Origin of the sequence: Pseudomonas sp. KB-10 (genome assembly GCF_018221585.1) — a bacterium.
Taxonomy (GTDB): domain Bacteria; phylum Pseudomonadota; class Gammaproteobacteria; order Pseudomonadales; family Pseudomonadaceae; genus Aquipseudomonas; species Aquipseudomonas yangonensis.
Window position 1 is genome coordinate 399,102 of the sequence record NZ_QYYB01000002.1, and the last position, 23,827, is coordinate 422,928.

The following is a 23,827-nucleotide window of genomic DNA, read 5'->3' on the forward strand; positions in this document are numbered from 1 at the left end:
CAGATGCCGCTCAGTCTCGCACGGCCCGAGCCGAGGTGCTGGGTTTCCAGTCGTCAGCGTTACCGGAGTTGAGTGCCTGCTGCAGTCGCTGCAGGTCGCCACGCTCGGCAAAGTCTCGCAGCCGGGCATTGAACAGGCGTAGCAGCCTGATGCCCTCGGGGTCATCCTTGCGAAACAGCAAGCGCAGCGGCTCGGTGTTCAGCTGTCGTGGATGGTGGACGATGTGGCCGCCACCTTCCGGGAACAGGCGACGCAGCATGGCGTAGCCCACCGCGCGATCCTGTGGATGCAGATCGATCCGCCCAAGCTCCAGAAGGCGGAAGCTGGTGTCTTCCTTGCCGTTCTGCATGACCTTCAGGCGGCCGGCCTGCAGCGCTTCGTCGAAAGCCGGGCCGTAGGAATAGCCGAGCGTAGTGCCGATGCGGTACTTCAGCAGGTCCTCGACCTGCGTCCAGTCGAACGCCTGGTCACGCCGATGAAACAGGACGATCTCGCCGCTTACCAACGGATCGCTGCAGATGCCGTAATTGAGCCGACTTGGCGTGCAGCTGTAGGGCATGATCGCGTGCAACTGGCCCTGCTGCAGCATCAGCACGTTGCGGTCCCAGGGGTGGAAGATGAACTCGGTCCGGTAGCCAGCCTCGGCAAAAACCGCACTGATCAGCCGCGCCAATGCACCACCGTCGCTGCGCTCCTGGTCGACATAAGGCGCCCAGTCGCCGGTGCCGATACGCAGCGTCTGCGGTTCGGCCTGAACAAGTCCTGGAGCGATCAGCAAAACAGGTAGCATCAAGCAGGCGAGCATCCGTGCCCCGTGCCTTTTCAGCGCTACGCCACAAGAACGCCGGGAGCGTTCGCTCTGCGAAGGCCCGCAGGGTTGTTGCCGCCAGGAATGGCCGGCAACAGGAAACAGGTACGACACAAATCACCTCTGATACGGGTCATGTTCGACGCATCCCTGTCTGCCGCTGCAACTTCCCCTCGCCCCAGCATAGTCTGCCCAGGCTTTTTTCAATCCCTGGGCTGACGCTCTGCCGGGCGACGAGCGCCCGCTACCAGCTTGTCCACCAGCTTGGCCGCCGCGGCCATGCCGAAGCTGGCGGTAACCATCATCACCGCGCCGAAGCCGCCGGCGCAGTCGAGCCTCACCCCTTCACCGACGAAGCCCTTGGCCTGGCACACCGTGCCGTCAGGCTTGGGATAGCGCAGCTGCTCGGTGGAGAACACGCAAGGCACGCTGTAGGTGCGACCCGGCGTGCGCGAGAAGCCGTAGTCGCGGCGCAACATCGAACGCACCTTGGCGGCCAGCGGATCATTGAAGGTCTTGTTCAGGTCGGTGACCTGAATCTGCGTCGGGTCGACCTGGCCACCGGCACCGCCGGTGGTGACGATCTGGATCTTGCGCCGCTTGCACCAGGCGATCAGCGCGGCCTTGGCCGGCACGCTGTCGATGCAGTCGATCACACCGTCGAGCTGTTCGGTGATGTACTCGGCCATGGTCTCGCGGGTGACGAAATCGGCCACCGCATGCACCACACAGGCCGGGTTGATGGCGCGGATACGCGCAGCCATCTCGTCAACCTTGGCCTTGCCCACCGCGCCTTCGACGGCGTGTACCTGGCGATTGGTGTTGGTGATGCACACGTCGTCCAGATCGAACAGCGATATCTCGCCCACACCGCTGCGCGCCAGGGCTTCGGCCGCCCAGGAGCCGACACCGCCGATGCCGACCACCGCCACGTGCGCCGCAGCAAGGCGTTGATAGCCCTCCTGGCCGTAAAGCCGGGCTATGCCGCCGAATCGCTGATCGTCTGTGTTCATCTCACCCCCTGCAGGAAGGCGCGCATTATAGAGATAGCACCCTGCCCACCCAAGCCTGCGGTACAGGTCAGCCGTCGGACCGTAGAGCAGCCTGCATGGTGGTGAATGTGCCTCGCGGCGCATCTGATGACCTGATCGGTAACGACTTTTGCTTTAAGATGGCCAGCCTTCACGCCAGCCGCCGTACGGAGCCGCAATGACCGCCACCCTCACCCCGACCCTGGAGCTTGCCTTCGACCTGATCCGCCGCCCGTCCGTGACGCCGGTCGACGAAGGTTGCCAGGAGCTGATGATGCGCCGTCTGGCCGCCTGCGGATTCGAGGTGGAGCGCATGCGCATCGAAGAGGTGGAGAACTTCTGGGCCAAACGCGGTGGTGACGGCCCGGTGCTGTGCTTCGCCGGCCACACCGACGTGGTGCCTACCGGCCCGCTGGACGCCTGGCAATACCAGCCGTTCGACGTACGCGTCGACGAAGAGGGCATGCTCTGCGGCCGTGGCGCGGCCGACATGAAAGGCAGCCTGGCGAGCATGATCATCGCCGTCGAGCGCTTCGTCGCCGACTACCCGAACCACAAGGGCGCCATCAGCTTCCTGATCACCAGCGACGAGGAAGGCCCGGCCCAGCATGGCACCAAGGCCGTGGTCGAGCGACTGCGCGAGCGCAACGAGCGCCTGGACTGGTGCATCGTCGGCGAACCGTCGAGCACCACCCTGCTCGGCGACGTGGTGAAGAACGGCCGCCGCGGCTCCCTCGGTTGCACCCTCACCGTCTACGGCAAGCAGGGCCACGTGGCCTACCCGCACCTGGCGAAGAACCCGATTCACCTGGCCGCCCCGGCACTGGCCGAACTGGCCGCCGAGCACTGGGATCATGGCAACGACTACTTCCCGCCGACCAGCTTCCAGGTGTCCAACCTCAATTCCGGCACCGGCGCCACCAACGTCATCCCCGGCGAACTGAAGGCGGTGTTCAACTTCCGCTTCTCCACCGAATCCACCGTGGAGGGCCTGCAGCAGCGCGTCACCGCCATCCTCGACAAGCACGGCCTGGACTATCACCTGGAGTGGGCGCTGTCCGGCCTGCCCTTCCTCACCCAGCCGGGCGAGCTGCTCGACGCCGTGGCCGCCAGCATCAAGAACGTAACCGGTCGCGACACCACGCCGTCCACCAGCGGCGGCACCTCCGACGGTCGCTTCATCGCCACCCTGGGCACCCAGGTGGTCGAGCTCGGCCCGGTCAACGCCACCATCCACCAGATCAACGAGCGCGTGCTGGCCAGCGATCTCGACCTGCTGACAGAGGTGTATTACCAGACCATGGTCAAGCTTCTCGCATGAGCCTGATCTGCCCCCTCTGCCAGACGCCGCTGGAGTCGAGTGACAGCGGTCTGGTCTGCGCCAACCGGCACAGCTTCGACCGCGCGCGCCAGGGGTACTACAACCTGCTGCCGGTGCAACACAAGAACAGCCGCGACCCCGGCGACAACGCCGCCATGGTCGAGGCGCGCCGACGCTTTCTCGAAGGCGGTCACTACGCGCCGCTGGCCGCGCGCCTGGCGGCACTGGCGGCCGAGTACAAGCCGGCGCGCTGGCTGGATATCGGCTGTGGCGAGGGCTACTACACCGAGCAGATCGCCCGCGCCCTGCCCCTCGCCGACGGCTACGCCCTGGACATCTCCCGCGAGGCGGTCAAACGCGCCTGCAAGCGCGCGCCGCAGCTGAGCTGGCTGGTGGCGAGCATGGCTCGCGTGCCACTGGCCGATGCCAGTTGCGAGCTGCTGGCCAGCGTATTCAGCCCGCTGGACTGGAACGAGGCCAAGCGCCTGCTAGCCCCCGGCGGCGGTCTGCTGCGCATGGGCCCGACCCGCGTGCACCTGATGGAGCTGCGGCAGAAGCTGTATGACGAGGTGCGCGACTACGACGACGAGAAGCACCTGGCGCTGATCCCGCCGGGCATGCAACTGGCGCATAGCGAGACCCTGCAGTTTCCGCTGCATCTGGCCCAGCCCGAAGCCCGCGCCGACCTGCTGGCCATGACCCCGCACGGCTGGCGCGCCAGTGCCGAACGCCGTGAAGCGGTGATTGCCGAGCCCTTCGAAGTTACCGTCGCCATCCGCTACGATTGGATCGTCAAAACTCAGGAATGAACCCAATGCGCCAACCGGACATCGAGATCTACCTCAAAGACGCCGAACGCGACGCCGTGGCGCAATGGCTGGGTGAAGCCCTCGGCCCGTGCAGCGAATGGCAGCAAAAGGGCCAGACCTTCAAGTGCAAGGCCGGCGACGTGCCGGTGACCTGGCTGCCAAAAGCCGTGGGCAAATGGCACAGCCTGTACCTGGAAAGCGACGCCACGCCCTGGGCCGACGATCTGGCCTGCGCCCGCGCCGCCCATGCCGCGCTTGGCGTGCAGATCCGCTGCGCGCCCGGCACCTGGGTCGAGGATGAAAGCGACGAGGAAGCCGACCGCTGGATCAAGGTCGATGCCGATGGCGAAACCGAGATCGTCTGGCGTACTGAATAAAAGCGGGTCAGGGGTTTCGCGCTGCGAGCTTTTTTGAATCGACAGTCCGTAGCCCGGATGCAATCCGGGGCCTGACCGAGGCATTACCCCGGATTTCATCCGGGCTACAGTGTTCTTCACCTTCGCGGCCCGAACAGCCCACAAACGACAAGGCCCGTCATCGACGGGCCTTGTGGCACTACGGGCTGGAGCTCAGACCGCGGAGACGTCTTCCGCCTGCAGGCCTTTCTGGCCCTGGGTCACACCGAACTCGACCTTCTGGCCTTCGACCAGAGTGCGGTGACCTTCGCCGCGGATGGCGCGGTAGTGAACGAATACGTCCGGGCCGCTTTCGCGCTGAATGAACCCGTAACCCTTGGAATCATTGAACCATTTGACGGTTCCGGTCTCACGATCTGCCATTACCAACTTCTCCAAACTCGCTATGTTTTTATTGTCCCGAAGGCGCTTTGACGGCTCGGTAAAAACGTTCTTCTCAGCATTCGCCACCCCCGGCAATCGAGCTTGGAGCAGGTCAAGCGATTCGCGTTCTTGCTACAGCCGAAGGCCGAGTATAAAGCATGGATTGTGACTGAAAAGCACTTTTTGGAACAGGCACGAACCCGGAACTTACGCGGGTTACAGCGTTTTTTACGAGCTTTTGGCCAACAGATCGCGCAACTTTTTCGCCAGCCGCTGAACCTGTTCAGGCTCCAGCCGGTAGGCCCAGTCACTGCGCCCACTCACCTCTGCGGCGTTGAACCCTTCACGCTCGCCCAGCACCAACCAATGCTGCTCGCCCTGCTTGTACAGCGCCCCCTCAAGCTGCTGTCCATCGAAACCGGCGAGACTGAACTGCAGCATCGGTGGCTGCTTGAAGCCCACCTGCGCCAGCGGTGCGGCATCGGCAAACTGCAGGTTGGAAAACACCAGCGCAACGCTATTGGCTGCACCCTGGAAGCTGAGTTTCTGTTCCTTGCGCAACTCCTCGACCGCGAAGTTGTACTGCTCGGCATCGGCGCGCTTCAGCGTGAGTTTCTCGCCATCGGCGTAGCGCAGCAGCAAACTGGCGATGCGGGTGAACGGGATGTCGGTGATGCGTCGATCCAGCCAGTCCAGCTCACGGGTCGGCACCTGCAACTGCTGATCGATCAGCCACACCTGATCCTCACCGGCACGTCGCACCAGTTGCCCGCTGCCCTGCCGGGAGGGATTGCCCAAACGCAAATCCAGATCGGCATGCCCCTCGAACTGAAGCTTCACACGCACCGCCTGTTCATCGCCCTCCCCCTTCTCGGCCAGTCCCAGGCGCGCGTGCCACTGCGGATTGGCGGTTTTGGCCTCCACCGTACGTGCCTCGCGCAAGGCCCGCAGCAGCTCGGCCAGCGCTTGCGGCGCCGCCGGATAATCGGCCTTGGCCGGCACCACCCACTGCTCGCCGCGTCGCTCGATACGCACAGGCGGCTGCCCCGGCTGTTCGATCTCCAAGGCCTGCAACGTGCTCAGATAACCCTGTTCGGCCGCCAACCACGGCGCCGGCTCGATCTGCGCCAGGTTCTGTTGCTGGCTGCGCTGCACGGCCAGGTAACCCAGCACGCAAAGCAGCACGATGACGATCAATGCGATAAGACCTTTACGTCCCATGATCTCCTCACAGTTGAATGGCTAATCTCGTAGGGGTGGATGTCGCTTTTTACATCCACCGCAGCGGTGGATCGATTCGTGGGAGGGGCTTTAGCCGCGACTGTCGCCGCTGAAGCGCCTCCCACAGGTGATAACCCTCAAGCGCGACGACGGCGCCGCCACAGCCACAACGCCAACACGCCGAGAGTCAGCAGCGCCGGCATCAGGGCGATGTTGATGATCTTCAGCGTGCGCCCCAGCGCCTCGATATCGGCGTTGAGCTGGTAGCGCACCTCGCGCAGCTCCTTGCGAATCTCCAGCTTCTGCTGGATGAAACGCTGCAGCGCGCCCTGCTGCTCCGGCGTCAGCTCAAGATTTGGATCGTCGCTTTGCTGCAACGCCGCCAGTTGCTGCTCGGTCTCGGCCAGACGCGCCTGCAGGGCCTGCTCCTTGTCGCGGAAGCGCTGTTCGGCAGCGCGCTGCAGCTCTTCGACCACCACGAACGGACGGCTGAAGCGACCACGCGAACGCACGCTGATCAGCGCCTCGGAGCCGGTCAGGTTGTCCAGCGCGTTGATGGTGAAGCTGCCGTTGTCGGCCCAGGGCTGCGGCATGCGCTGGCCAAAGAAATCCTGCACCTGCACCCACATGCGGTCGCTGAGAATGTCGGTATCGGCCACGGCGATGACATTGATGTTGTCGGCCTGCTTGAGACCGTCCTTGCGTCCTTCGATGCCATCGGGGAAGGCGCTCTGCGCCGGACCGTCGATACGCGCGGCGATGGTGTAGCGCTCGCCGGTCGGCTCCAGTTCGCGGATCAACTCCTCCGGGTTGCTGAGCATGGCGAAACGCTGGGCGTCGAAGGGCATGGCGTATTCGGAGCTCTGCATCAGCGGGGTGAAACGCGTCTTCGCCCCTTCCACCGGTTCGAGAATGCCAGCGGTGGCGACCGTGACGCTTTCCAGCCCGGCCGTGGCGATATCGGTCTGGTCCAGCGCCTTGCGCGGCAAGCTCAGCCAGGCGGCGTGGCGTACCGGGCGCTGGCCCTGACCACGGTTGACCGACATGGCGTAGGAGCCATCGCCGAGCACCTTGTCCGGCACCAGGCGCAGGCCCCAGGCCTTGAACAGCGGCTCGATGTTTGACGACTTGTCCACCGCCATCTCACCCGGCATATCGCCGGTATCGGCCTCGGCGTAAGGGTCAACGAACACCATCAGCTTGCCGCCGCGCAGCACGAACTGGTCGATGGCGTACAGGGTCTGCTCGGGCAGGTTCTTCGGATGCACCAGCCACAGCACCGAGACGTTCTCGGGAATCTGATCGACATCGGCCTTGAGCTGCTCGATCTGGAACAACTGGCGCACCTGCTCCAGCACCATCCACGGCGGCGTCGGCTGGCGCGCCATCATGTCGAACCCCCCGGTCATCTGCAGCCCGGAGAGCACGCCGACCACAGGCAGTTCCGGCTTGGCCAGGGTCTGCACCAGGCGGCTCAGCTCGTACTCCAGATGCTCCTCCTGATCCAGGGCGAAGAACGGGATCACCTGGGTGTCATCCAGGCCGTTGGTGCCGGCCAGGCCAAAGTAGATCGAGTCGCCGCCCTGCTGCAGCGGAATGCCCTGCAGACCGTACTGCGCGGCCTTGTCCTCGTCCTCTGAGAAGGGCTCGGGGTCGATGATATGCAGGCGGATCTTGCCGCCAGCCTGGGCCTGGTAGGCCTTGAGCATCTCCTCCACGCGCTGGGCATAAGTGCGCAGCGCCGGCAGGTTCTTGGCCACCTTGTCCGAGTAGAAGAAGTACAGGTTGATCGGCTCGTCCAGCTCGGCAAGGATCTGCTTGGTGCCATCGGAGATGGTGTAGAGCTTCTGCTCGGTCAGGTCCAGACGGGCACCGCCCAGGCCCAGGCCGGCCAGCAGGTTGAAGGCGAGAAAGGCCACCGCGATCAGCAGCAGCCCGGCGCCGGAATAGATCAGCTTTTTCATGGGCGCTCCTCAGTCGGCTTTCTTCAGGTCGATGACCACGGCGGTGGCAGTCAGCCACGCAGCGATCAGCGAGAGGAAATACAGCAGGTCGCGCAGATCGATCACGCCCTTGCTGATGGCATCGAAGCGCACCAGGAAGCTCAGCGAGGCGATGGCGTCCACCAGCCACTGCGGCGCCCAGGCGAAGGCGTCGAGCACCATGGGAAAGCCGCTGACGATGAACAAAAAGCAGGCGCTGACCGCCAGGATGAAGGCGATCACCTGATTCTTGCTCAGCGCCGACATGCACGAGCCTATGGCGAGATAGGCGCCGGCCAGCAGCCAGCTGCCGATATAGCCGGTGACGATGGCGCCGTTGTCCGGCTCGCCCAGGTAGTTGACGGTGATGATCATCGGGAAGGTCAGCAGCAGCGCGATGCCGGCGAACACCCAGGCAGCCAGGAACTTGCCGGTGACCGCCTCGAAGCGGGTGATCGGCAGGGTCATCAGCAGCTCGATGGAGCCGGACTTGCGTTCCTCCGCCCACAGGCGCATGGCAATCGCTGGCACCAGGAACAGATAGAGCCAGGGGTGGAAGTTGAAGAAGGCGGACAGATTGGCCTGGCCACCCTCGAAGAAACCGCCCAGGTAGAAGGTGAACACCCCGGACAGCACCAGGAAGATGACGATGAACACATAGGCCAGCGGCGTGGCGAAATAGCTCGCCAGTTCGCGCTTGAAGATCACGGGCAACTGGGTCATGGCTGCTCTCCCCGGGTCAGCGTGCGGAACACTTCATCCAGGCGGCCGCGTTCCACGTTGAGTTCCTTGACCTTCCAGCCGCGCTCGGCAATCAGCGCATTGACCTGCGGGAAGATCACCTCGCCCGGCTGCGCCAGCACGCTCAGGCTGTGCTCGCGGGCGTTCTCCTCGACACCGGCAACACCCGGCAGCGCCGCAAGAGCTGCCTGATCCAGCGCCTCATCGGCCACCAGCGTCACCGCCTGGTGATAGCGCGAGCGGCTTTCCAGCTCCAGCGGCGTGCCATCGGCCAGCAGGCGGCCCTGAGCGATCACCACCGCGCGGGTGCACAGCGCCGTGACCTCTTCGAGGATGTGGGTGGAAATGATCACGATCTTGTCGCGCGCCAGGCCCTGAATGAGCTGGCGCACCTGGTGCTTCTGGTTCGGGTCGAGGCCATCGGTGGGCTCATCGAGGATCAGCACGCGCGGGTCATGCAGGATCGCCTGGGCCAGGCCGACGCGGCGCTTGAAGCCCTTGGAGAGCGTCTCGATGCTCTGCTCCAGCACCTTTTCCAGCTCCACCTGCTCCACCGCGCGCTTTACGCGCAGCTTCTTCTCGGCACCGCGAAAACCGCGCACTTCGGCGATAAAGTCGAGAAAGCCGCGCACCGTCATATCGCCATAGCAAGGCGCGCCTTCCGGCAGATAACCGATCTGCCGCTGGGCTTCGAGGGTCTGGGTCTGGATATCGCAACCGAGGATGCTCGCCGTGCCGGAGGTCGGCGCGAGAAAGCCGGTGAGCATCTTCATGGTGGTGGATTTGCCGGCCCCGTTGGGGCCGAGAAAGCCCAGCACTTCCCCTGGCTGGACCTGGAACGACAAGTCATCGACTGCCGTGTGCTGCGCAAAACGCTTGGTCAGGTTTCTTATATCGATCATGGCCTCTCACCGTCGCGAATGGCCTGCGCTCAGCGAAACCATCGCGAGAGCGCAGGCCGCAAGAACGCCGGGCACGAACGAAAGCACACGCCCGGACGAGGGCCAGACCGTATCAAAACTGAAAAGTTCAGTCAGCAGGCCGAAACAAGTAGTAAATGGAATATGTGTTTAGCGATCCAGAGGGCTCAACACCGCCAGGCCACCTCGGTTGAGCACATGGGTATAGATCATGGTTGTCTTCACATCCGAGTGGCCGAGCAACTCCTGCACGGTGCGGATATCCTGTCCTGCTTCCAGAAGATGCGTGGCAAAGGAATGACGTAACGAATGTGGCGTCGCATGCTTGACCAAGCCAGCACGCCTAGCGGCCTCACGCACCGCCCTCTGGATGGTTTTCTCATGCAGGTGATGGCGATAAATGCCGTGCCCGCGTGGATCCTGAGAGCGATTGCCCGACGGGAAAACGAACTGCCATCCCCACTCCTTCGCCGCATTCGGATACTTTCGCGCCAGCGCGAACGGCAAATTAGTCTCGCCAAAGCCTTCGGCCAGATCGCCCTGATGCACGCGCTGCACCTTGTTCAAATGTTGCCGTAAAGGCTCGACGACACGCATTGGCAGCATGGTTACCCGATCTTTCTGGCCCTTACCATCACGCACGATGATTTCTCGCCGGGTAAAGTCGACATCCTTGACTCGTAGCCGAAGCGCCTCAAGCAATCGCAATCCAGCACCATAGAGCAGATTCGCAACGATCCAGCTATCGCCCTGCAGTTGAGCCAACAGGGCATCGACCTCGCTGCGGGTAAGCACCACCGGCAGATGCTTGGGTTTCTTCGCCCGTACGACCCCCTGCAACCAAGGCAAATCCAGCTTGAGCACTTCCTTGTAGAGGAATAGCAGAGCGGCCAGAGCCTGGTTCTGTGTCGAGGCAGACACGTCTCGCTTAACCGCAAGATGGGTCAGAAAAGCCTCGATCTCCGCCGCGCCCATCTCCGCCGGATGCCGATAGTGGTGAAAGCGGATGTAGCGCTTTACCCATTCGGCATAGACAGCTTCGGTACGGATGAAATAGTTTCTGACTCGAATTTGCTGGCGCAATTGATCCAGCAGCTTGGGCTTGCCGTCATCCATGTCGCGTTTCTCCCTAGGTGCTGTCGCGTTTGCCGCGACAACCTTCAAGCTAGACAAGGACTTGCAAGACGACAAGGAAGATTATGCGACAGCTGTCGCGCGGAAACGCGACATGAATGTCGTCTAATTAAATGTCGTCTAATTAATAGTTATAGGCAAGGAAATGAGTCCTAAATTGCCCCCCAAAAAAGCGGCGTTATACGACCGCATAGATGAGATCTTATGGTTCGACTGGGATCCTATTGGGTGCAACGAATATGAAGCCGCAAGAGATGAGTATCACAGCTATTTGCCTCAAGTGTTTTCCCTTGCCATAGAAGGCAGCGACACTTATAAAATTTCAAATTTTTTGCATGAATGTGAAACTATAAACATGGGTTTGGCGGGCAACAAAAAAAGGTGTGCTGCAGTCGCGGTTTTAATTTGCTCAGAACGTGATAAAACCTATCCGTGAGCCTTACCTATAACAATTGGTTCAAAACGTTCGCTTCGCTCACTGGGACGGGCTGAAGCCCGCCCCTTAACCAAACGTTAGGCGCTTATGGAACTAACAGCCGAAATCTCACAAGCATGGGGATGGGCCGGAATCAAACCGCTAGATATAGTCGGTGAAAATGATTTTGGTAATTTCATTATCAAGGACGTAAACGGCAGTTATTGGCACCTATGCCCCGAAGACCTGTATTGCCAAGTTATTGCACAAGATCGTGCGGCGCTCGACGCGCTCTCTACAAATCAAGATTTTCTTCAAGATTGGTACATGTCCGGTCTTGTTGCTCAAGCTCGCGAACGCTTAGGTGCACTCCGCCCTGGCTATAAATACTGTCTGAAAATTCCCGGGGTGTTAGGTGGCGAGTACGGAGGGGAAAATCTAGCCTCCATTCCCGTAAAGGAGCTAGTTTCTTTCTCTGGTCACATCGCAAAGGAAATTGAGGGCATGCAAGATGGTGCGCAGATCCACCTCAAAATCACTGAGTAGTAAGCGCCTAACAATGCGCTCAACTGTCGCTCACTTCGTTCGCTGGACGTCCAAAAGCTGCGCTTTTGTCCGCCCGTTAGCTTAATCGTTAGGCCCGCTCATATGAATGACGCATCGTGGTTTAAATCATGGACTCCGCTCTCTGATATTCCGTATCCGACCGTTAAAGCAAGCGAGTCGTTATATTCAATTGGGCCGTCCACATATCTATTCACTGTTCCCCATAACCGAGAGTTCACCGGCGAAGAAAAGGGGCCGTACGCGACGATCCTAGTATTCTCTCCTTCGGTAGGCGCCGTTGAGAGATCCCTCAACATGTCGATTGAAATGGACACAGGCGAACCTCTTGACTTCAATACCATTCCAAAATTCGGTTTGTCTAACTTTACTTACGCTTCCCTGTCCAAGCTTCCTGGCGTGTTTGAGTCAGCACGCTATCACGGAATAACGGGGCAGTTCCTCGAAACATCTCTACGTTGGGGCGCCATCGAATTTTGCTTTCGAAACAATTGCCTAGCACTCAAGGACGAGCCGTATCTTGTCCGGTACTCACCGTGAGCCTAACTAGTGGTTCAAATCGTTCGCTGCGCTCACTGGGACGTGCAAAAGCTGCGCTTTTGGCCGCCCCTTAACCAAACGTTAGATATCACAAGGAAAACACAGTGAAACACTTAATATCTGCATCTCTACTTATCCTCTTAGCCGGCTGCGCCTCGCAACAAAAGAGTGACAATGCAATTTACATGGAGGCGGCCACTCAGTTTGCAAGCACGCTCCCATCTGATCAAAAAACCATGAGCTTCCCTAATATTAAAATCCCAAGCCACGGTATGTTAGCTGACAACCTAGCTATCGCAGCAGGTGGTGGAGCAAATGCGACTCATCTCCAACAAGAGCTATTAACTGCAAAAGCATCCGGCACCACAGGTTTTTTAATCATTGGCTCTAGCAGTGCTTTAGACCTGGCAGTTATCGAAGGTGCCATCGATGGTCAAGACCTCAGTGGCATGAGTATTTTCTATTCAGGCAGTACCGATAAGAAAAATGAAATTCGCTCCGTAATTGAAAAATCAAAAGCAAGTTTCCACTACATTAGCCCAGAGTGATATCTAACTACTGGTTCAAGTCGCTCGCTGCGCTCACTCGGGACGGGCTAAAGCCCGCCCCTTAACCAAACGTTAGGTAGCTCATGCCGAAGCTTGCATGCCCATGCGGCTATATTCATAACCTCTCGCAAATCCCAGATGCCGGCTGGATAACGATTCGAGACGAAGAGTTTGACTCAATCAGCACCTCTGGCATTGGTAGTGAAGAAAAGCTCGATGCCTTGTATTCAGCATCGGGTAGCATTTATGTCTGCCCCAGCTGCGAGCGGCTAATGTGGGCCAAAGAAGGCAGTGCCGAGTTTGTTACCTACTCCAGAGAGCAACCTAACTAGTGGTTCAAACCGTTCGCTTCGCTCACTAGGACGTGCTAAAGCCCGCCCCTTAACCAAACGTTAGGCGTTCTACTCGATGATAGAGCAGCACGAAGCACTTCCATTGCTAGCGGAGGCATGCCCCTCATTTAATGAGTACTGGCAAGAACACTTACAAGAGTACGGGAATGCTCTGCTCTACGTCGCAGCTGGCGCTCTAAGCGATCATCTACTGCACCTTTTTCGTAAGGATGATCTATCGTCGTTTCCAGCAGTAGCCGCGGCCTTGGAGAGCTTTCACGTGGAAGGGTCAGCGTGGGTGAAAGAGTTCGCCACAGTAGGAGTCCTTGAGGCTATACAAAACGTTTGGCTCAACAGTTTGATAGATCCCTCGGTATTCGCAGCATTTCTCCTCCCTGAAAGCCGCCGTAGCTGGGATCTACTTAATCTCTTTTGGTCCGGCGATGCTCCGCCGGTATTCCCGGATGCCTAACTTGAGGTTCAAGACCGCTCGCTTCACTCACTCGGGACGGGCTAGGCCCGCCCCTTAACCAAACGTTAGGTCATCATGGAAATTGAATTCCCCACAACTGTTTGGGATTGGTACGCAGAGGATGAGTATAAAAATTTACTTTCATTCTGCGAGCTATGTTCTGGGTTGGAATTCCTTGCCATGGAAGCAGAGGCCCAAAGTATATCCACCCCAAGCTGCCCAGGGTGCGAAGTCTGGAATGAAAAGATGCTATGCATTCAAGAATTCATTGACAGCCTGGGCAACTCATTACCTGAAAAAATTAAAATTAAGCTGGGACTCTTGTTTGAGCTATGCAAAAAACTTAGCGATGAAGCCTATCACTGTAATGATCAGTTTATGTTCTACCATCAAGAGTGGGAGCCATTAAGGCAGGCGTCTCGTGACGCATTAAGTAGTCTTGGCTGGCACGATCTAAAAAACTACATTCCTGAGTTCGAAGGGCGAAGCAGGAGTGTACTTTTTGGTGTTCCTTATGCCGAAACCTAACTACAGGTTCAAACCGTTCGCTTCGCTCACTGGGACGGGCTAAAGCCCGCCCCTTAACCAAACGTTAGGTGAAATGATAAATGCCGTCGGATACGTACTCGTAAATTTCACTCGTCGCGAGGTGCTCACCTTCGCGCACATACCGGCGTCCACGAAATTAGAGCTTGCAGGCAATGCTGCAGCAGCAGCGATGAGCACTTGGTACATGCTGGAATGTGCAGGCGATCAGATGGCGTTTGTGTCGGACACTTACGGAGAATGGCCGTTTCCCGGCGGAAGCTCGTCTGATGTCGCGTCCTATGTGGACGTTACCGATCGGGTAGTAGCTGAGTTGGTCGGTGTCGGTATCCTCAAGGATCTCGGGCGGCAGCACTACTCCGACGACCTGACTGAATATACGCGAGTCTTAGAGAATGTCTGGTTACAGAGCTAATACGCCATCTAAAAATTCATCCAAACCGACGCCTCATCGCGGTGGGGGGGGGGTCGAAGAACTATGTGGAGCAAAAAGGCAGCGCGAGTTTGTCACTTACACCAGATAGCAGCCTAACTAGTGGTTCAAACCGCTCGCTTCGCTCACTGGGACGGGCTAAAGCCCGCCCCTTAACCAAACGTTAGGAGGCAATATGTCTGACACATCTAACGATCCTCTGTGCCTCGTATTTATCCCCGCACTTGTTACTGTTCTGTATGCAGCGGAGAAGCACAAAGGTGCTTCTCTTACCGAGAACGAAGTAAACGATATTCGCGATAAATCCACATGTATGGCAGTCCCATTTAGCGTGGCTTTAGAGCAAGAGAAGAAAAGAGGGTATGCAGACATCATTGCGGAAAATTGCTGGGAAGAATGGCAATCTGCGCGTATGAAACTTAGCGAGAGCTCCTAACTATGCGCTCAAATCGCTCACTTCGTTCGCTGGGACGGCGTTCCGCCGCCCCTTAGCTTAATCGTTAGGTGCTCCGAAAGTGGGAGGTGGCGCAAGTGAAATGCCGAGAATGCTCGATTGACTTTCCTGAGCCGGACATCATCGACGGCACTGCGTACTACGTTTGCGCCAGCTGTGGGAACGTCCATGAGGTCCAAAACTATAGAACATACCCGCCAGAAGAAAGGATCGCGGAATTCGAGCGTCAGCATGGCGTCAAGCTCCCAGCTGGCTTCTCTGACTATGCTGGCCGAAGTGGGCCGTGGGTGGTTAGGCTCCCGCCCGCCAATTCAGAGACAACGAAGTACTACTTTGGGGAAGGGCTCTATGAAATCGGAAGAATCGCTGGATTCGACCCCGACACCTTTCTATCCATATTTGATAGCTCGAGCCTAACTGTTGAGTGGGGTCTACCCAAAGAGCTGGTGCTTCTGGAGGGCGATGGTCACACATGGATCGCGTTGGACTATAGAACCGCAAATTCGGCACCGACCGTAATCGCTATAGAAACGGATGAGTACACCTGCTTGCCAGTTGCCAGTAGCTTTCAAGAGTTCGTCTTGGCTCTGCTGCCGTACGAGAGCGTCTATGACGCCGATGGGTACGTCATCCACCCACGTAGCGCGAGCACCTAACCATTCCATCGAGGGGACGTCTTGCCGGCTGCGCCGTCAATCCGCCCCTCATATCAAACGTTAGGAATCAGTATGGAAATATCAGCATGGACCGCCAAAGAAAAGTACATGTCAGCGTTTTGGCTATTGTGCAGCATTATTTTGGTTGCGATAACTTATATTCAGAAAAGTAACATTACACCCAGCTCCTTGCTTCAGGATCTCGGATTAATTTCAATGATTTTCAGCTGGGCTTTAGCTCCAGTATTTTTTCTACAACCATTTAATATCAGCATTAAAAAACCAATCCCAAAACCGCTAGCATTTGGGCTTTTAGCCTTTTTTGCTTTCCAACTAGCGTCATCAATAACGAGGCACTCTGGGTAACGACCTCCTAACAAATGTATATGGACTCTCCCCCACAAGCAGTGGGCACTAGCTTTTCGATCCCGTCGTCACCGCGCTTGCATTCGTTTATCCGCCTGTTCTGAGCGCTACCGCCCTGCGCAACGGCGGCCAAAAGTTCAATTGATCACGACGATCATCATTGTTATCGGCCTTGTTCCACTGCAGGACTCGCCTATTCCGAGCGCTTCGCGATTCACCACAACCAAGAGCTAAGACGATTCAGAAACACGTGAGTGCCGAGCCTCGAACTTCGCAGGCAGCTCGGGCGACAGCGAGGTCCGAAACGCGGCGTCGAGTCAGCGTGGACACAGCCCCTGGAAATGGAATAGCTTCCTACCCACAGCGTTTGGCAGCCGCACCGCCCGTTGCGGGCTGACCGTTTGGCTATGCAAAAGGATGATGCATGCGCGTAGTGGTATTTTTCCTGATCTGCCTGCTGCCCCATTGGGCTCTAGCCGATGAGTCGCTGAGCAGGATGATCGAGCGCTACAACCTGGAGAAAACCGACGATTACCTGCACAAGCAATCGCTCGCCTTTCTGAGCCACGAGATCGGCATGCGCTTGCTGGAACGCCAGGATTACAAGGCGTCGATCCCCTACTTCCAGACTGCGTTGGATGTCGATCGCAGCTTCGATCCCGATGATCCCTACCTCGGTGGCCGCTGGACGTACCTCGGCCAGGCCTACGTCTTCGATGGTCAATTTCAGAAAGGTCTGGAATCACTTCGAAAAGCGCTGGAATTGGACGAGCGGCACTACCCGGCCGAACATCTCAACATCGGCATCACCAATGGCAACCTGGGTTGGGCGATGATCCGGTCCAGGCAGTACCGGCAGGCCAGGGAGCATCTGCAGATCGCCTGCGCCATCTTCGCCAGGCAGCTGGGCGAGCAGGATCCGCAGACGCAGGATTGCCACAAGAAGTTGAACGTCACGCTCAAATATCTATAGCCAATGGGTTCAGGAGGTTGTCCACCGCTTCACTTCAATGGCATGACCGAACATCATGAGAATCGCCCTCTTTCTGTTGTGTTTCTTTTTAGCGGGAGCATCTTCCATGGCATCCACAGAACGCATCTGGTCAGTCGCCAAGGCAACGGTCGAAGGCAAACCGATCATCTATAAATTCATCGCCGACGCTCCTCCTCTGAACATTCAGCAAAAGATGCCCTGGCTGACGGTCATTTCCTGGAAGTACGAGGCATCGGAAAACAACGGCTTGCCGTCAGCGCAGATCAACAAGGAAATGATCAGGCTCGAGGACGGGCTGGAGACGATAGGCGGCAACGGCACGCTCTATCTGGATGCCTACACGGCGACCGGCAACGGTCTGAAGGAGTTCGTCTATTACATCGCGGACCGCGAAGCGTTCATGGCCAACGTCAACGAGGCGCTGAGCGATCATCCGGTCTATCCCATCGAGATCAACTTCTACGAGGACCGCGACTGGAGCGATCTGGCCAAGCTGCACCAAAGCATGAGCACCGTGCACTGAGCCTGCCCGCACACGCCCCGGAGCCGGTTGCATGACGAAGGGCAACCGGCTCGCCACTTTTGCTGGCGCGACCTTGCCTCCACTTCACAAGCATCGGAACGATCATCGTGGCCAACCGCAGCTACCTCTATTCAACCAATGTCATTCCAGGCCCGAGCGCCAAGGCCAGTGGCCGCAAGCTCATTGGCATCTCGGAGTGGAACTACGACATTCCCATCGTTTTCAAGATTCTTCTCTCCGGCGCTCCGAGAACCTGCCCCTCCTCGATTTGGGACAATTCAGAGGAAATCGCCCTGATAGGTGATTACGCCAGTGGCGTGAAGAACCTTGAAGGCTTCCTCTCGCAAATACACCTGCCTGAAGCTCAGCCGCTGATTGCCGAAGCCCTCGAGTTCCTGCATAAACCAGAAAGCCAGAACCAGTACCTGGTGCTGGAGTGCGGTGAAATTTTCGACATGGGTGACGAGCCCCTCCTTGAGCAGAACCTGGCGCTGCTGAGGGAATTGAATGATCTGGCGCCTGAAATGGACCAGGCGCTGCAATCCTTGCTGCCACCTCCTGTGGCGCCACCCAAACCCGTTGGTTTCCTTTCCAGGCTGTTCGGCCGCACGCCCGAGCCAGCGCCCCCTGCGCATGATGTGATGCCCAGCCTCTACGGCCTCGGGCTTGGAAACTGGTCGAACATCCTGTACTTCGATTTCAGCGATGCATGAACACCTGTGCCGGGATGCCTCCACGGCGCGCTGAAGAGCCCCTGCACGATATAAAAGCTGCGTACCGGCACCTGAGGTGCAATGACCCGACCGCTGCTTCATCCCAGGTGATGCACTCGTTTCAAGGCTAAGCTGCATGCCGCCAACACCGGAAAGGAAGCCCGCCATGGGTCTTATCGCACGTCATTTCAAATGGTTGATGATGGTGTCCGGCGTGCTTACCGCCACCATGTTCTATGGTCTGTTCGCGCCGCAGGAGGCGCTGCAGTCGATGTTCGGCGCGTCCTTCGACGGGCAGTTGCAATCTCTGGTCATTCGCAGCTGGTCGGCACTGGTCGGGCTGATGGGCGTACTGCTGATCTATGGCGCGTTGAACGCACGACACCGGACGCTCTGCGCCGTGATTGCAGCGCTGAGCAAGGCTGTCTTCGTGTCGCTGCTGATCATTCATGGCCAGGCGTATCTGGCCAAGGCTGCCGCGGCTGTGGTTCTGGACATGCTGGTTATCGTGTTCACCCTGCTCTATCTGCTGAGTGCGCGGCGACAGGCCGTGGCCTGACACGCGCTGGCTAGCGGCACTGTACCTTCGCTTGCATCGACGCAGCCCATGACTAGCCGGTAGTCTTCTTTTTGTCACAGGCGTCAGCGATGCTGCTGCGCTTCGAGCAGCACCACCTGATTCCCTAGTCAGAGGCCCTTATTGGAAACCACGGTCTTTCTCGCCGTCATCGCCGCCGCCGCCCTGCATGCCGGCTGGAACGCCCTGCTCAAGATCGGTCTCGACCGTTTCCTCACCGCCACGCTGATCCAGATAGGCGCAGGGCTGGTGGCGCTTTGCGCCTTGCCATTTGTGGCCCTGCCGCAGGCCTCGGCCTGGCCATGGATCGCACTCTCGGCGCTGCTGCACATCGGCTACAACTTCTTTCTTGCCCGCGCCTACCAGTACGGCGACCTCGGCCAGGTCTACCCGATTGCGCGAGGCAGCTCGCCACTGATGGTGGCCCTGCTTTCTCTGCTGTTCCTGCATGACGGGCTCGGTGCCCTGCAGCTGCTGGGGCTGCTGGTACTGGTGCTGGGCATCTGGCTGATGGCCCTGCGCGGCGGCCAGCACAAGGCGCCTCAGGGGGCGATGCTGGCCTGTGCGTTGATGACGGCACTGTTCATTGCCGGCTATACCTTGAGCGACGCCATGGGCGCCCGCGCCAATGGCGATGCGCTGAGCTATTCGCTGTGGCTGTTCACCGTCAACGGCGGGGTGATGGCGGCTGTATTGGCCATCAGCCGTGGGCCACGCGCCTTTCTGCAGCTGGGCCCGCACTGGCGTGGAGGGCTGGCCGGAGGGGCGATGTCCATGGCCGCCTACACCATCGTGATCTGGGCCATGACCCAGGCGCCGGTGGCGCTGGTCTCTGCCTTGCGTGAGACCAGTGTGGTGTTCGCCGTGCTGCTGGGAGTGGTGCTGCTCAAGGAAAGGTTGCGGCCGATTCGTCTGTTGGCGTGCGCGGTGATTGCGGCTGGTGTGGTGGTGATGAAGCTGGCGTGAGGGGAGCGTGTTGAAGCAGCTGGATTGCGACATTACAACTTGGTGGGCTGAAGCCCACCCTACGGCCCTGAAGCACACCCTACAACGCTGAAGCGGATCGCTGCCCGGCCCAGGCTGCAAGGACACCTGTAGGAGCGAGCTCTGCTCGCGAACCTCAAGCGCAAAAGCTTCGCGAGCAGAGCTCGCTCCTACCTGGTACCAACGTAACCAGCAGGTCATGAGGCGAAACGCACGATGACAACGGTCTGACTTGGTATTCCGTTCGGGAACCCGAAGCCCGGTTTGCGGTTCTGTTGCTCAACGAGTGCTGAGCCGTCGACCGTTTTTTCGTCATACACCGCCTGCATGCTGGTCGGGCTGACCGCCTGGACACACGAGTTTTTTGCCCGCCAGAGGCGGCTTGCGGCACACTAGCGCCCTTCCCGAGCATCCGCTCGTTTAACTGCTCAAGAGTCCGTATGACCCGCTCCCCTTTCCGCCGCATGGCTTTCAGCGCGCTGCGCCGCCTGCTGTACCTCTGGGTACGCTCGGAAACCATCAACCAGTCCGCCTTCACCCTCAAGCTCGACCGCAGCAAGCCGGTGTTCTACGTGCTGCAGCAGCCCTCGGTGAGCGACCTGACGGTGGTCGACCGCGAGTGCACCAAGGCCGGCCTGCCACGCCCGGTATTGCCGGTGGCAGTCGGGGAACACATCGAGCCCGCCGCCTTCTTCTACCTGACGCCGGAACCTGACTGGTTCGGCCGCCAGGACAAGCGCGGCATCTCGCCAACTCTGGATCGAGTGGTCACCGCCCTCAGCCAGCATGCCGTGGACGACGCGCAGATCGTGCCGGTCAGCGTGTTCTGGGGGCAGTCGCCGGACCGCGAAACCAGCGCCTGGAAGCTGCTGTTCGCCGATAGCTGGGCAGTCACCGGGCGACTGCGCCGGCTGGTCAGCATCCTGATTCTCGGACGCAAGACCCGCGTGCAGTTCTCCACGCCGATTCACCTGCGCGAGCTGGTCGAGCAGGACAAAGGTCAGGAGCGCACCCTGCGTATGGTGCATCGCATCCTGCGCGTGCACTTCCGCAACCAGAAGGCCGCGGTGATAGGCCCGGACGTGTCGCACCGGCGCAACCTGGTCAAGGGCCTGGTGCACGACCCGATGGTGCGCCAGGCGATTGCCGAGGAAGCCGAGCGCGAGAAGATCAGCCTGGAGAAAGCCGAAGCCCAGGCGCTGCGCTACGGCAACGAGATCGCCTCGGACTACACCTACACGGTGATCCGCTTCCTCGAGCTGGTGCTCTCCTGGTTCTGGAACAAGATCTACGACGGCATCAAGGTGCACAACGTCGAAGGCGTGCGCGACATCGCCCAGGGCCACGAGGTGATCTACGTGCCCTGCCACCGCAGCCACATCGACTACCTGCTGCTGTCCTACCTGCTGTTTCGCAACGGCCTCACGCCGCCGCACATCGCCGCCGGCATCAACCTCAACATGCCGGTGATCGGCGGCCTGCTGCGCCGTGGCGGCGCCTTCTTCATGCGCCGCACCTTCAAGGGCAACCCGCTGTACACCGCGGTGTTCAACGAATACCTGCACACCCTGTTCAGCAAGGGCTTCCCGGTGGAGTACTTCGTCGAGGGCGGCCGCTCGCGCACCGGGCGCATGCTGCAGCCGAAGACCGGCATGCTGGCCATCACCCTGCGCAGCTTCCTGCGCAGCCACCGCCTGCCCATCGTCTTCGTGCCGGTATACATCGGTTACGAGCGCGTGCTGGAAGGCCGCACCTACCTGGGCGAACTGCGCGGTGCGAGCAAGAAGAAGGAGTCGATCTTCGACCTGTTCAAGGTGCTCGGCGCGCTCAAACAGCGCTTCGGCCAGGTCTCGGTGAACTTCGGCGAGCCGATCAAGCTGGCCGAATTCCTCGACCAGCAGCAACCCGGCTGGCGCCAGCAGGAGCTGGGCCCGCAGTACCGCCCGGCCTGGCTCAATGAAACCACCAACCGCCTGGGCGAGCGCGTGGCGCGTCACCTCAACGAGGCGGCCTCGATCAACCCGGTCAACCTGGTGGCCCTGGCGCTGCTGTCCACCAGCAAGCTGGCCCTGGACGACCGCGCCCTGGCGCGCGTGCTCGACCTGTACCTGGCGCTGCTGCGCGCGGTGCCCTACTCGCCACACACCACCCTGCCGGACGGCGACGGCGCGGCGCTGATCGAGCACGTCAAGGGCATGGACCTGCTGGCCGAGCAAAAGGACGCCCTCGGCAAGATTCTCTATCTGGACGAGCAGAACGCCGTCCTGATGACCTACTACCGCAACAACGTGCTGCACATCTTCGCCCTGCCGGCGCTGCTGGCGAGCTTCTTCCAGAGCAGCGCACGGATCAGCCGCGAGCAGATTCTGCGCTACGCCGGCGCGCTGTATCCCTACCTGCAGTCCGAGCTGTTCATCCGCTGGGAACAGAGCGAGCTGGAAGGCGTGATCGACCAGTGGCTGGCGGCCTTCGTCGAACAGGGCCTGCTCAAGGTCGAGGGCGACGTGTACGTGCGCCCGGCGCCGAGCTCGCGCCAGTTCGTGCTGCTGACCCTGCTGTCGCGTTCTGTGGCGCAGACCCTGCAGCGCTTCTACATGGCCATCGCCCTGCTGCTCAACGCCGGGCAGAACGCGATCAGCGCCGAGGAGCTGGAAGACCTGTGCACGGTCATGGCCCAGCGCCTGTCGATCCTGCATGGTTTGAACGCGCCGGAGTTCTTCGACAAGAGCCTGTTCCGCCACTTCATCCAGAGCCTGCTGGATCAGGGCGTGCTGCGTCAGGACGAAGCCGGCAAGCTCAGCCATCATCCGCTGCTCAGCGAACTGGCCGAAGGCGCCGCCAAACGCGTATTGCCGGCGGAGATTCGCCTGTCGATTCGCCAGGTGGCGCTGGATCGCAACGAGGACGAGCCGGTAACGCCCTGATCGAACAGGGCCTTAGGCTGCGCCGCGTCTCGCCGGATCGATGACGGCGCGCAGCTCCCTGCAGATCAGCCGCTGTCAGCTTGAGCGTGGCAACGGCCCCGTAGGAGCGGCTTCAGCCGCGAAGGCTAGGGATCTCGGATAACCTCGATGATCGCGCAATCTTGCGTAACCCGGATGCAATCCGGGGCTTGGGACTGGAAAAAATCGCGGCTGAGGCCGCTCCCACAGAGGCGGGATATCTGCGGTAGAGGCTTAAGCCGCAATCTGTGTATTTCCCCGGATTTCATCCGGGTACGAGTCATCAGGCATAAACCGGCAGGCCATGGCAGAGAGATGCAGGCACCATCAAGCCCACATCCGAGGCGAGGCTTTAGCTCCGACCTGCGAGCCTCGCCTTCATCTCCTCGACGCGCTCGAGCAGTGCCTCGACCTCGCGTCGAAACAGCTCGATGAAACAGCCTGCCTCGTCCGCTACGAGCTCGTAGCCATCGAACACGGCCAGCGAGTGGTCGGGACGGAAGCCGTATAGGTAGGGCGAGCCCTGCACCTTGAAAACAGGTGCAAAGTCCTCGATCTGGTGCTTATGCACTTCTCCGAGTTTCGCCTCAAGGCTCAACCAATCCGGCACCTCTGCGCCCAGGCCGAAGACCATCACACCACGCCAGAAGGTCCAGGCCGGACCGACATCGAATTCCTTGGCCTGCGGCCAGATCTCCTCGCGCGCGGTGATATAGACGCCGCCGAGATTGGAGAGGCTGAACTCGCGAAACTCGATCGGCAGGGTGAAGCCCAGCGCCTGTTGATAGGCGTCATAGCGTTCGGCTTCAGCGGCGCCGGCGAAGACTTCGAAGTCCTTCAGATCGACTGGCTCGAGAATGCGCCATGCTTCGGTGACGATAGCGGGTTTGTCCATATTCGCCCTATCCATCCATGATGATGAAGCGGGCTGTAGGCCCGCTTGCGCGGCAACATAAACGCCTGGCCTGAAAAAGAAAACCCGCCCTGCGCATAACACAGGACGGGTTCACGTTTCACGCGTA

The 23,827-nt window shown here is 59.7% G+C and carries 26 protein-coding genes; 17 read left to right on the plus strand and 9 right to left on the minus strand.

Annotated elements, in window-relative coordinates; translation table 11 throughout:
- Positions 1–10: 10 nt before the first annotated feature.
- Both DXK50_RS06805 and tcdA read right to left on the minus strand, forming a co-directional pair.
- Positions 11–790 carry a substrate-binding periplasmic protein gene (locus DXK50_RS06805; protein WP_249186737.1) on the minus strand — a complete coding sequence of 260 codons (780 nt, stop codon included), beginning with the start codon at positions 788–790 and terminating at the stop codon, positions 11–13.
- Positions 791–1,011: 221 nt separating this feature from the next.
- Complete coding sequence (tcdA, locus tag DXK50_RS06810) at positions 1,012–1,821, minus strand: tRNA cyclic N6-threonylcarbamoyladenosine(37) synthase TcdA (RefSeq protein WP_024308922.1); 810 nt, start codon at positions 1,819–1,821, stop codon at positions 1,012–1,014.
- Positions 1,822–2,017: 196 nt separating this feature from the next.
- Here tcdA and dapE point away from each other — a divergent pair, with 196 nt between their 5' ends.
- From dapE to DXK50_RS06825, 3 genes are read left to right on the plus strand one after another with little or no spacing between them, the layout of a single operon-like run.
- Entirely contained in the window at positions 2,018–3,160 is a 1,143-nt protein-coding gene (dapE, locus tag DXK50_RS06815; RefSeq protein ID WP_212629769.1) for a succinyl-diaminopimelate desuccinylase, read from the plus strand.
- Positions 3,157–3,969, plus strand: a complete 813-nt coding sequence (locus DXK50_RS06820; RefSeq protein ID WP_212629770.1) for a putative RNA methyltransferase — start codon at positions 3,157–3,159, stop codon at positions 3,967–3,969. Before dapE ends, DXK50_RS06820 begins: the two co-directional genes overlap by 4 nt.
- Positions 3,970–3,974: 5 nt before the next feature.
- Positions 3,975–4,346 carry a hypothetical protein gene (locus DXK50_RS06825; protein ID WP_212629771.1) on the plus strand — a complete coding sequence of 124 codons (372 nt, stop codon included), beginning with the start codon at positions 3,975–3,977 and terminating at the stop codon, positions 4,344–4,346.
- Positions 4,347–4,538: 192 nt separating this feature from the next.
- On the opposite strand, the gene DXK50_RS06830 is transcribed toward DXK50_RS06825, so the two are convergent.
- From DXK50_RS06830 to DXK50_RS06855, 6 genes are all read right to left on the minus strand, one after another.
- Positions 4,539–4,748, minus strand: a complete 210-nt coding sequence (locus DXK50_RS06830) for a cold-shock protein (RefSeq protein ID WP_024308925.1) — start codon at positions 4,746–4,748, stop codon at positions 4,539–4,541.
- Positions 4,749–4,976: 228 nt separating this feature from the next.
- A complete protein-coding gene (locus DXK50_RS06835) occupies positions 4,977–5,969 on the minus strand; it encodes a DUF4340 domain-containing protein (protein ID WP_212629772.1) in 993 nt (330 codons plus the stop codon).
- A gap of 137 nt (positions 5,970–6,106) precedes the next feature.
- On the minus strand, positions 6,107–7,933 hold the full coding sequence (locus DXK50_RS06840) for a GldG family protein (protein ID WP_212629773.1): 1,827 nt from the start codon (positions 7,931–7,933) through the stop codon (positions 6,107–6,109).
- 9 nt (positions 7,934–7,942) lie between these two features.
- Complete coding sequence (locus DXK50_RS06845; protein ID WP_003244158.1) at positions 7,943–8,674, minus strand: ABC transporter permease subunit; 732 nt, start codon at positions 8,672–8,674, stop codon at positions 7,943–7,945.
- Complete coding sequence (locus tag DXK50_RS06850; RefSeq protein WP_212629774.1) at positions 8,671–9,594, minus strand: ABC transporter ATP-binding protein; 924 nt, start codon at positions 9,592–9,594, stop codon at positions 8,671–8,673. The genes DXK50_RS06845 and DXK50_RS06850 overlap by 4 nt, the downstream gene beginning before the upstream one ends.
- Before the next feature lie 168 nt (positions 9,595–9,762).
- Entirely contained in the window at positions 9,763–10,728 is a 966-nt protein-coding gene (locus tag DXK50_RS06855; protein WP_212629775.1) for an integron integrase, read from the minus strand.
- 163 nt (positions 10,729–10,891) lie between these two features.
- Between DXK50_RS06855 and DXK50_RS06860 the strand changes: the two genes are divergently transcribed.
- The 14 genes from DXK50_RS06860 to plsB all read left to right on the plus strand — a co-directional run bounded on the left by DXK50_RS06860 (position 10,892) and on the right by plsB (position 22,787).
- Entirely contained in the window at positions 10,892–11,182 is a 291-nt protein-coding gene (locus tag DXK50_RS06860) for a hypothetical protein (RefSeq protein ID WP_212629776.1), read from the plus strand.
- Between the two features lie 87 nt (positions 11,183–11,269).
- The gene (locus DXK50_RS06865; protein WP_212629777.1) at positions 11,270–11,707 is read left to right on the plus strand and encodes a T6SS immunity protein Tdi1 domain-containing protein; all 438 of its coding nucleotides are present in this window, start codon (positions 11,270–11,272) and stop codon (positions 11,705–11,707) included.
- A gap of 662 nt (positions 11,708–12,369) precedes the next feature.
- Complete coding sequence (locus tag DXK50_RS06870) at positions 12,370–12,813, plus strand: hypothetical protein (protein ID WP_212629778.1); 444 nt, start codon at positions 12,370–12,372, stop codon at positions 12,811–12,813.
- 408 nt (positions 12,814–13,221) lie between these two features.
- Entirely contained in the window at positions 13,222–13,617 is a 396-nt protein-coding gene (locus DXK50_RS25370; protein WP_461818502.1) for a DUF7674 family protein, read from the plus strand.
- Positions 13,618–13,692: 75 nt separating this feature from the next.
- The gene (locus tag DXK50_RS06875; protein WP_157786558.1) at positions 13,693–14,145 is read left to right on the plus strand and encodes a hypothetical protein; all 453 of its coding nucleotides are present in this window, start codon (positions 13,693–13,695) and stop codon (positions 14,143–14,145) included.
- Between the two features lie 73 nt (positions 14,146–14,218).
- Entirely contained in the window at positions 14,219–14,578 is a 360-nt protein-coding gene (locus DXK50_RS06880) for a hypothetical protein (protein WP_212629779.1), read from the plus strand.
- A gap of 193 nt (positions 14,579–14,771) precedes the next feature.
- Positions 14,772–15,032: a hypothetical protein gene (locus DXK50_RS06885; protein WP_212629780.1), complete on the plus strand. Its 261-nt coding sequence runs from the start codon at positions 14,772–14,774 to the stop codon at positions 15,030–15,032.
- A 95-nt stretch (positions 15,033–15,127) separates the two neighbouring features.
- Positions 15,128–15,706 (plus strand): SMI1/KNR4 family protein, encoded by a 579-nt coding sequence (locus tag DXK50_RS25375; protein ID WP_212629781.1) that lies wholly within the window; start codon positions 15,128–15,130, stop codon positions 15,704–15,706.
- Between the two features lie 790 nt (positions 15,707–16,496).
- Positions 16,497–17,045 carry a tetratricopeptide repeat protein gene (locus DXK50_RS06895; protein ID WP_212629782.1) on the plus strand — a complete coding sequence of 183 codons (549 nt, stop codon included), beginning with the start codon at positions 16,497–16,499 and terminating at the stop codon, positions 17,043–17,045.
- Between the two features lie 106 nt (positions 17,046–17,151).
- On the plus strand, positions 17,152–17,589 hold the full coding sequence (locus tag DXK50_RS06900) for a DUF695 domain-containing protein (protein ID WP_161866629.1): 438 nt from the start codon (positions 17,152–17,154) through the stop codon (positions 17,587–17,589).
- Between the two features lie 107 nt (positions 17,590–17,696).
- Positions 17,697–18,302, plus strand: coding sequence for a DUF7822 domain-containing protein (locus tag DXK50_RS06905; protein ID WP_212629783.1), 606 nt, complete (start codon positions 17,697–17,699; stop codon positions 18,300–18,302).
- 166 nt (positions 18,303–18,468) lie between these two features.
- A complete protein-coding gene (locus DXK50_RS06910) occupies positions 18,469–18,861 on the plus strand; it encodes a hypothetical protein (protein WP_212629784.1) in 393 nt (130 codons plus the stop codon).
- A 141-nt stretch (positions 18,862–19,002) separates the two neighbouring features.
- The gene (locus DXK50_RS06915) at positions 19,003–19,845 is read left to right on the plus strand and encodes an EamA family transporter (protein ID WP_212629785.1); all 843 of its coding nucleotides are present in this window, start codon (positions 19,003–19,005) and stop codon (positions 19,843–19,845) included.
- A gap of 458 nt (positions 19,846–20,303) precedes the next feature.
- On the plus strand, positions 20,304–22,787 hold the full coding sequence (gene plsB / locus DXK50_RS06920; RefSeq protein ID WP_212629786.1) for a glycerol-3-phosphate 1-O-acyltransferase PlsB: 2,484 nt from the start codon (positions 20,304–20,306) through the stop codon (positions 22,785–22,787).
- Positions 22,788–23,157: 370 nt separating this feature from the next.
- On the opposite strand, the gene DXK50_RS06925 is transcribed toward plsB, so the two are convergent.
- A complete protein-coding gene (locus tag DXK50_RS06925; RefSeq protein WP_212629787.1) occupies positions 23,158–23,700 on the minus strand; it encodes a hypothetical protein in 543 nt (180 codons plus the stop codon).
- Positions 23,701–23,827 lie beyond the last annotated feature (127 nt).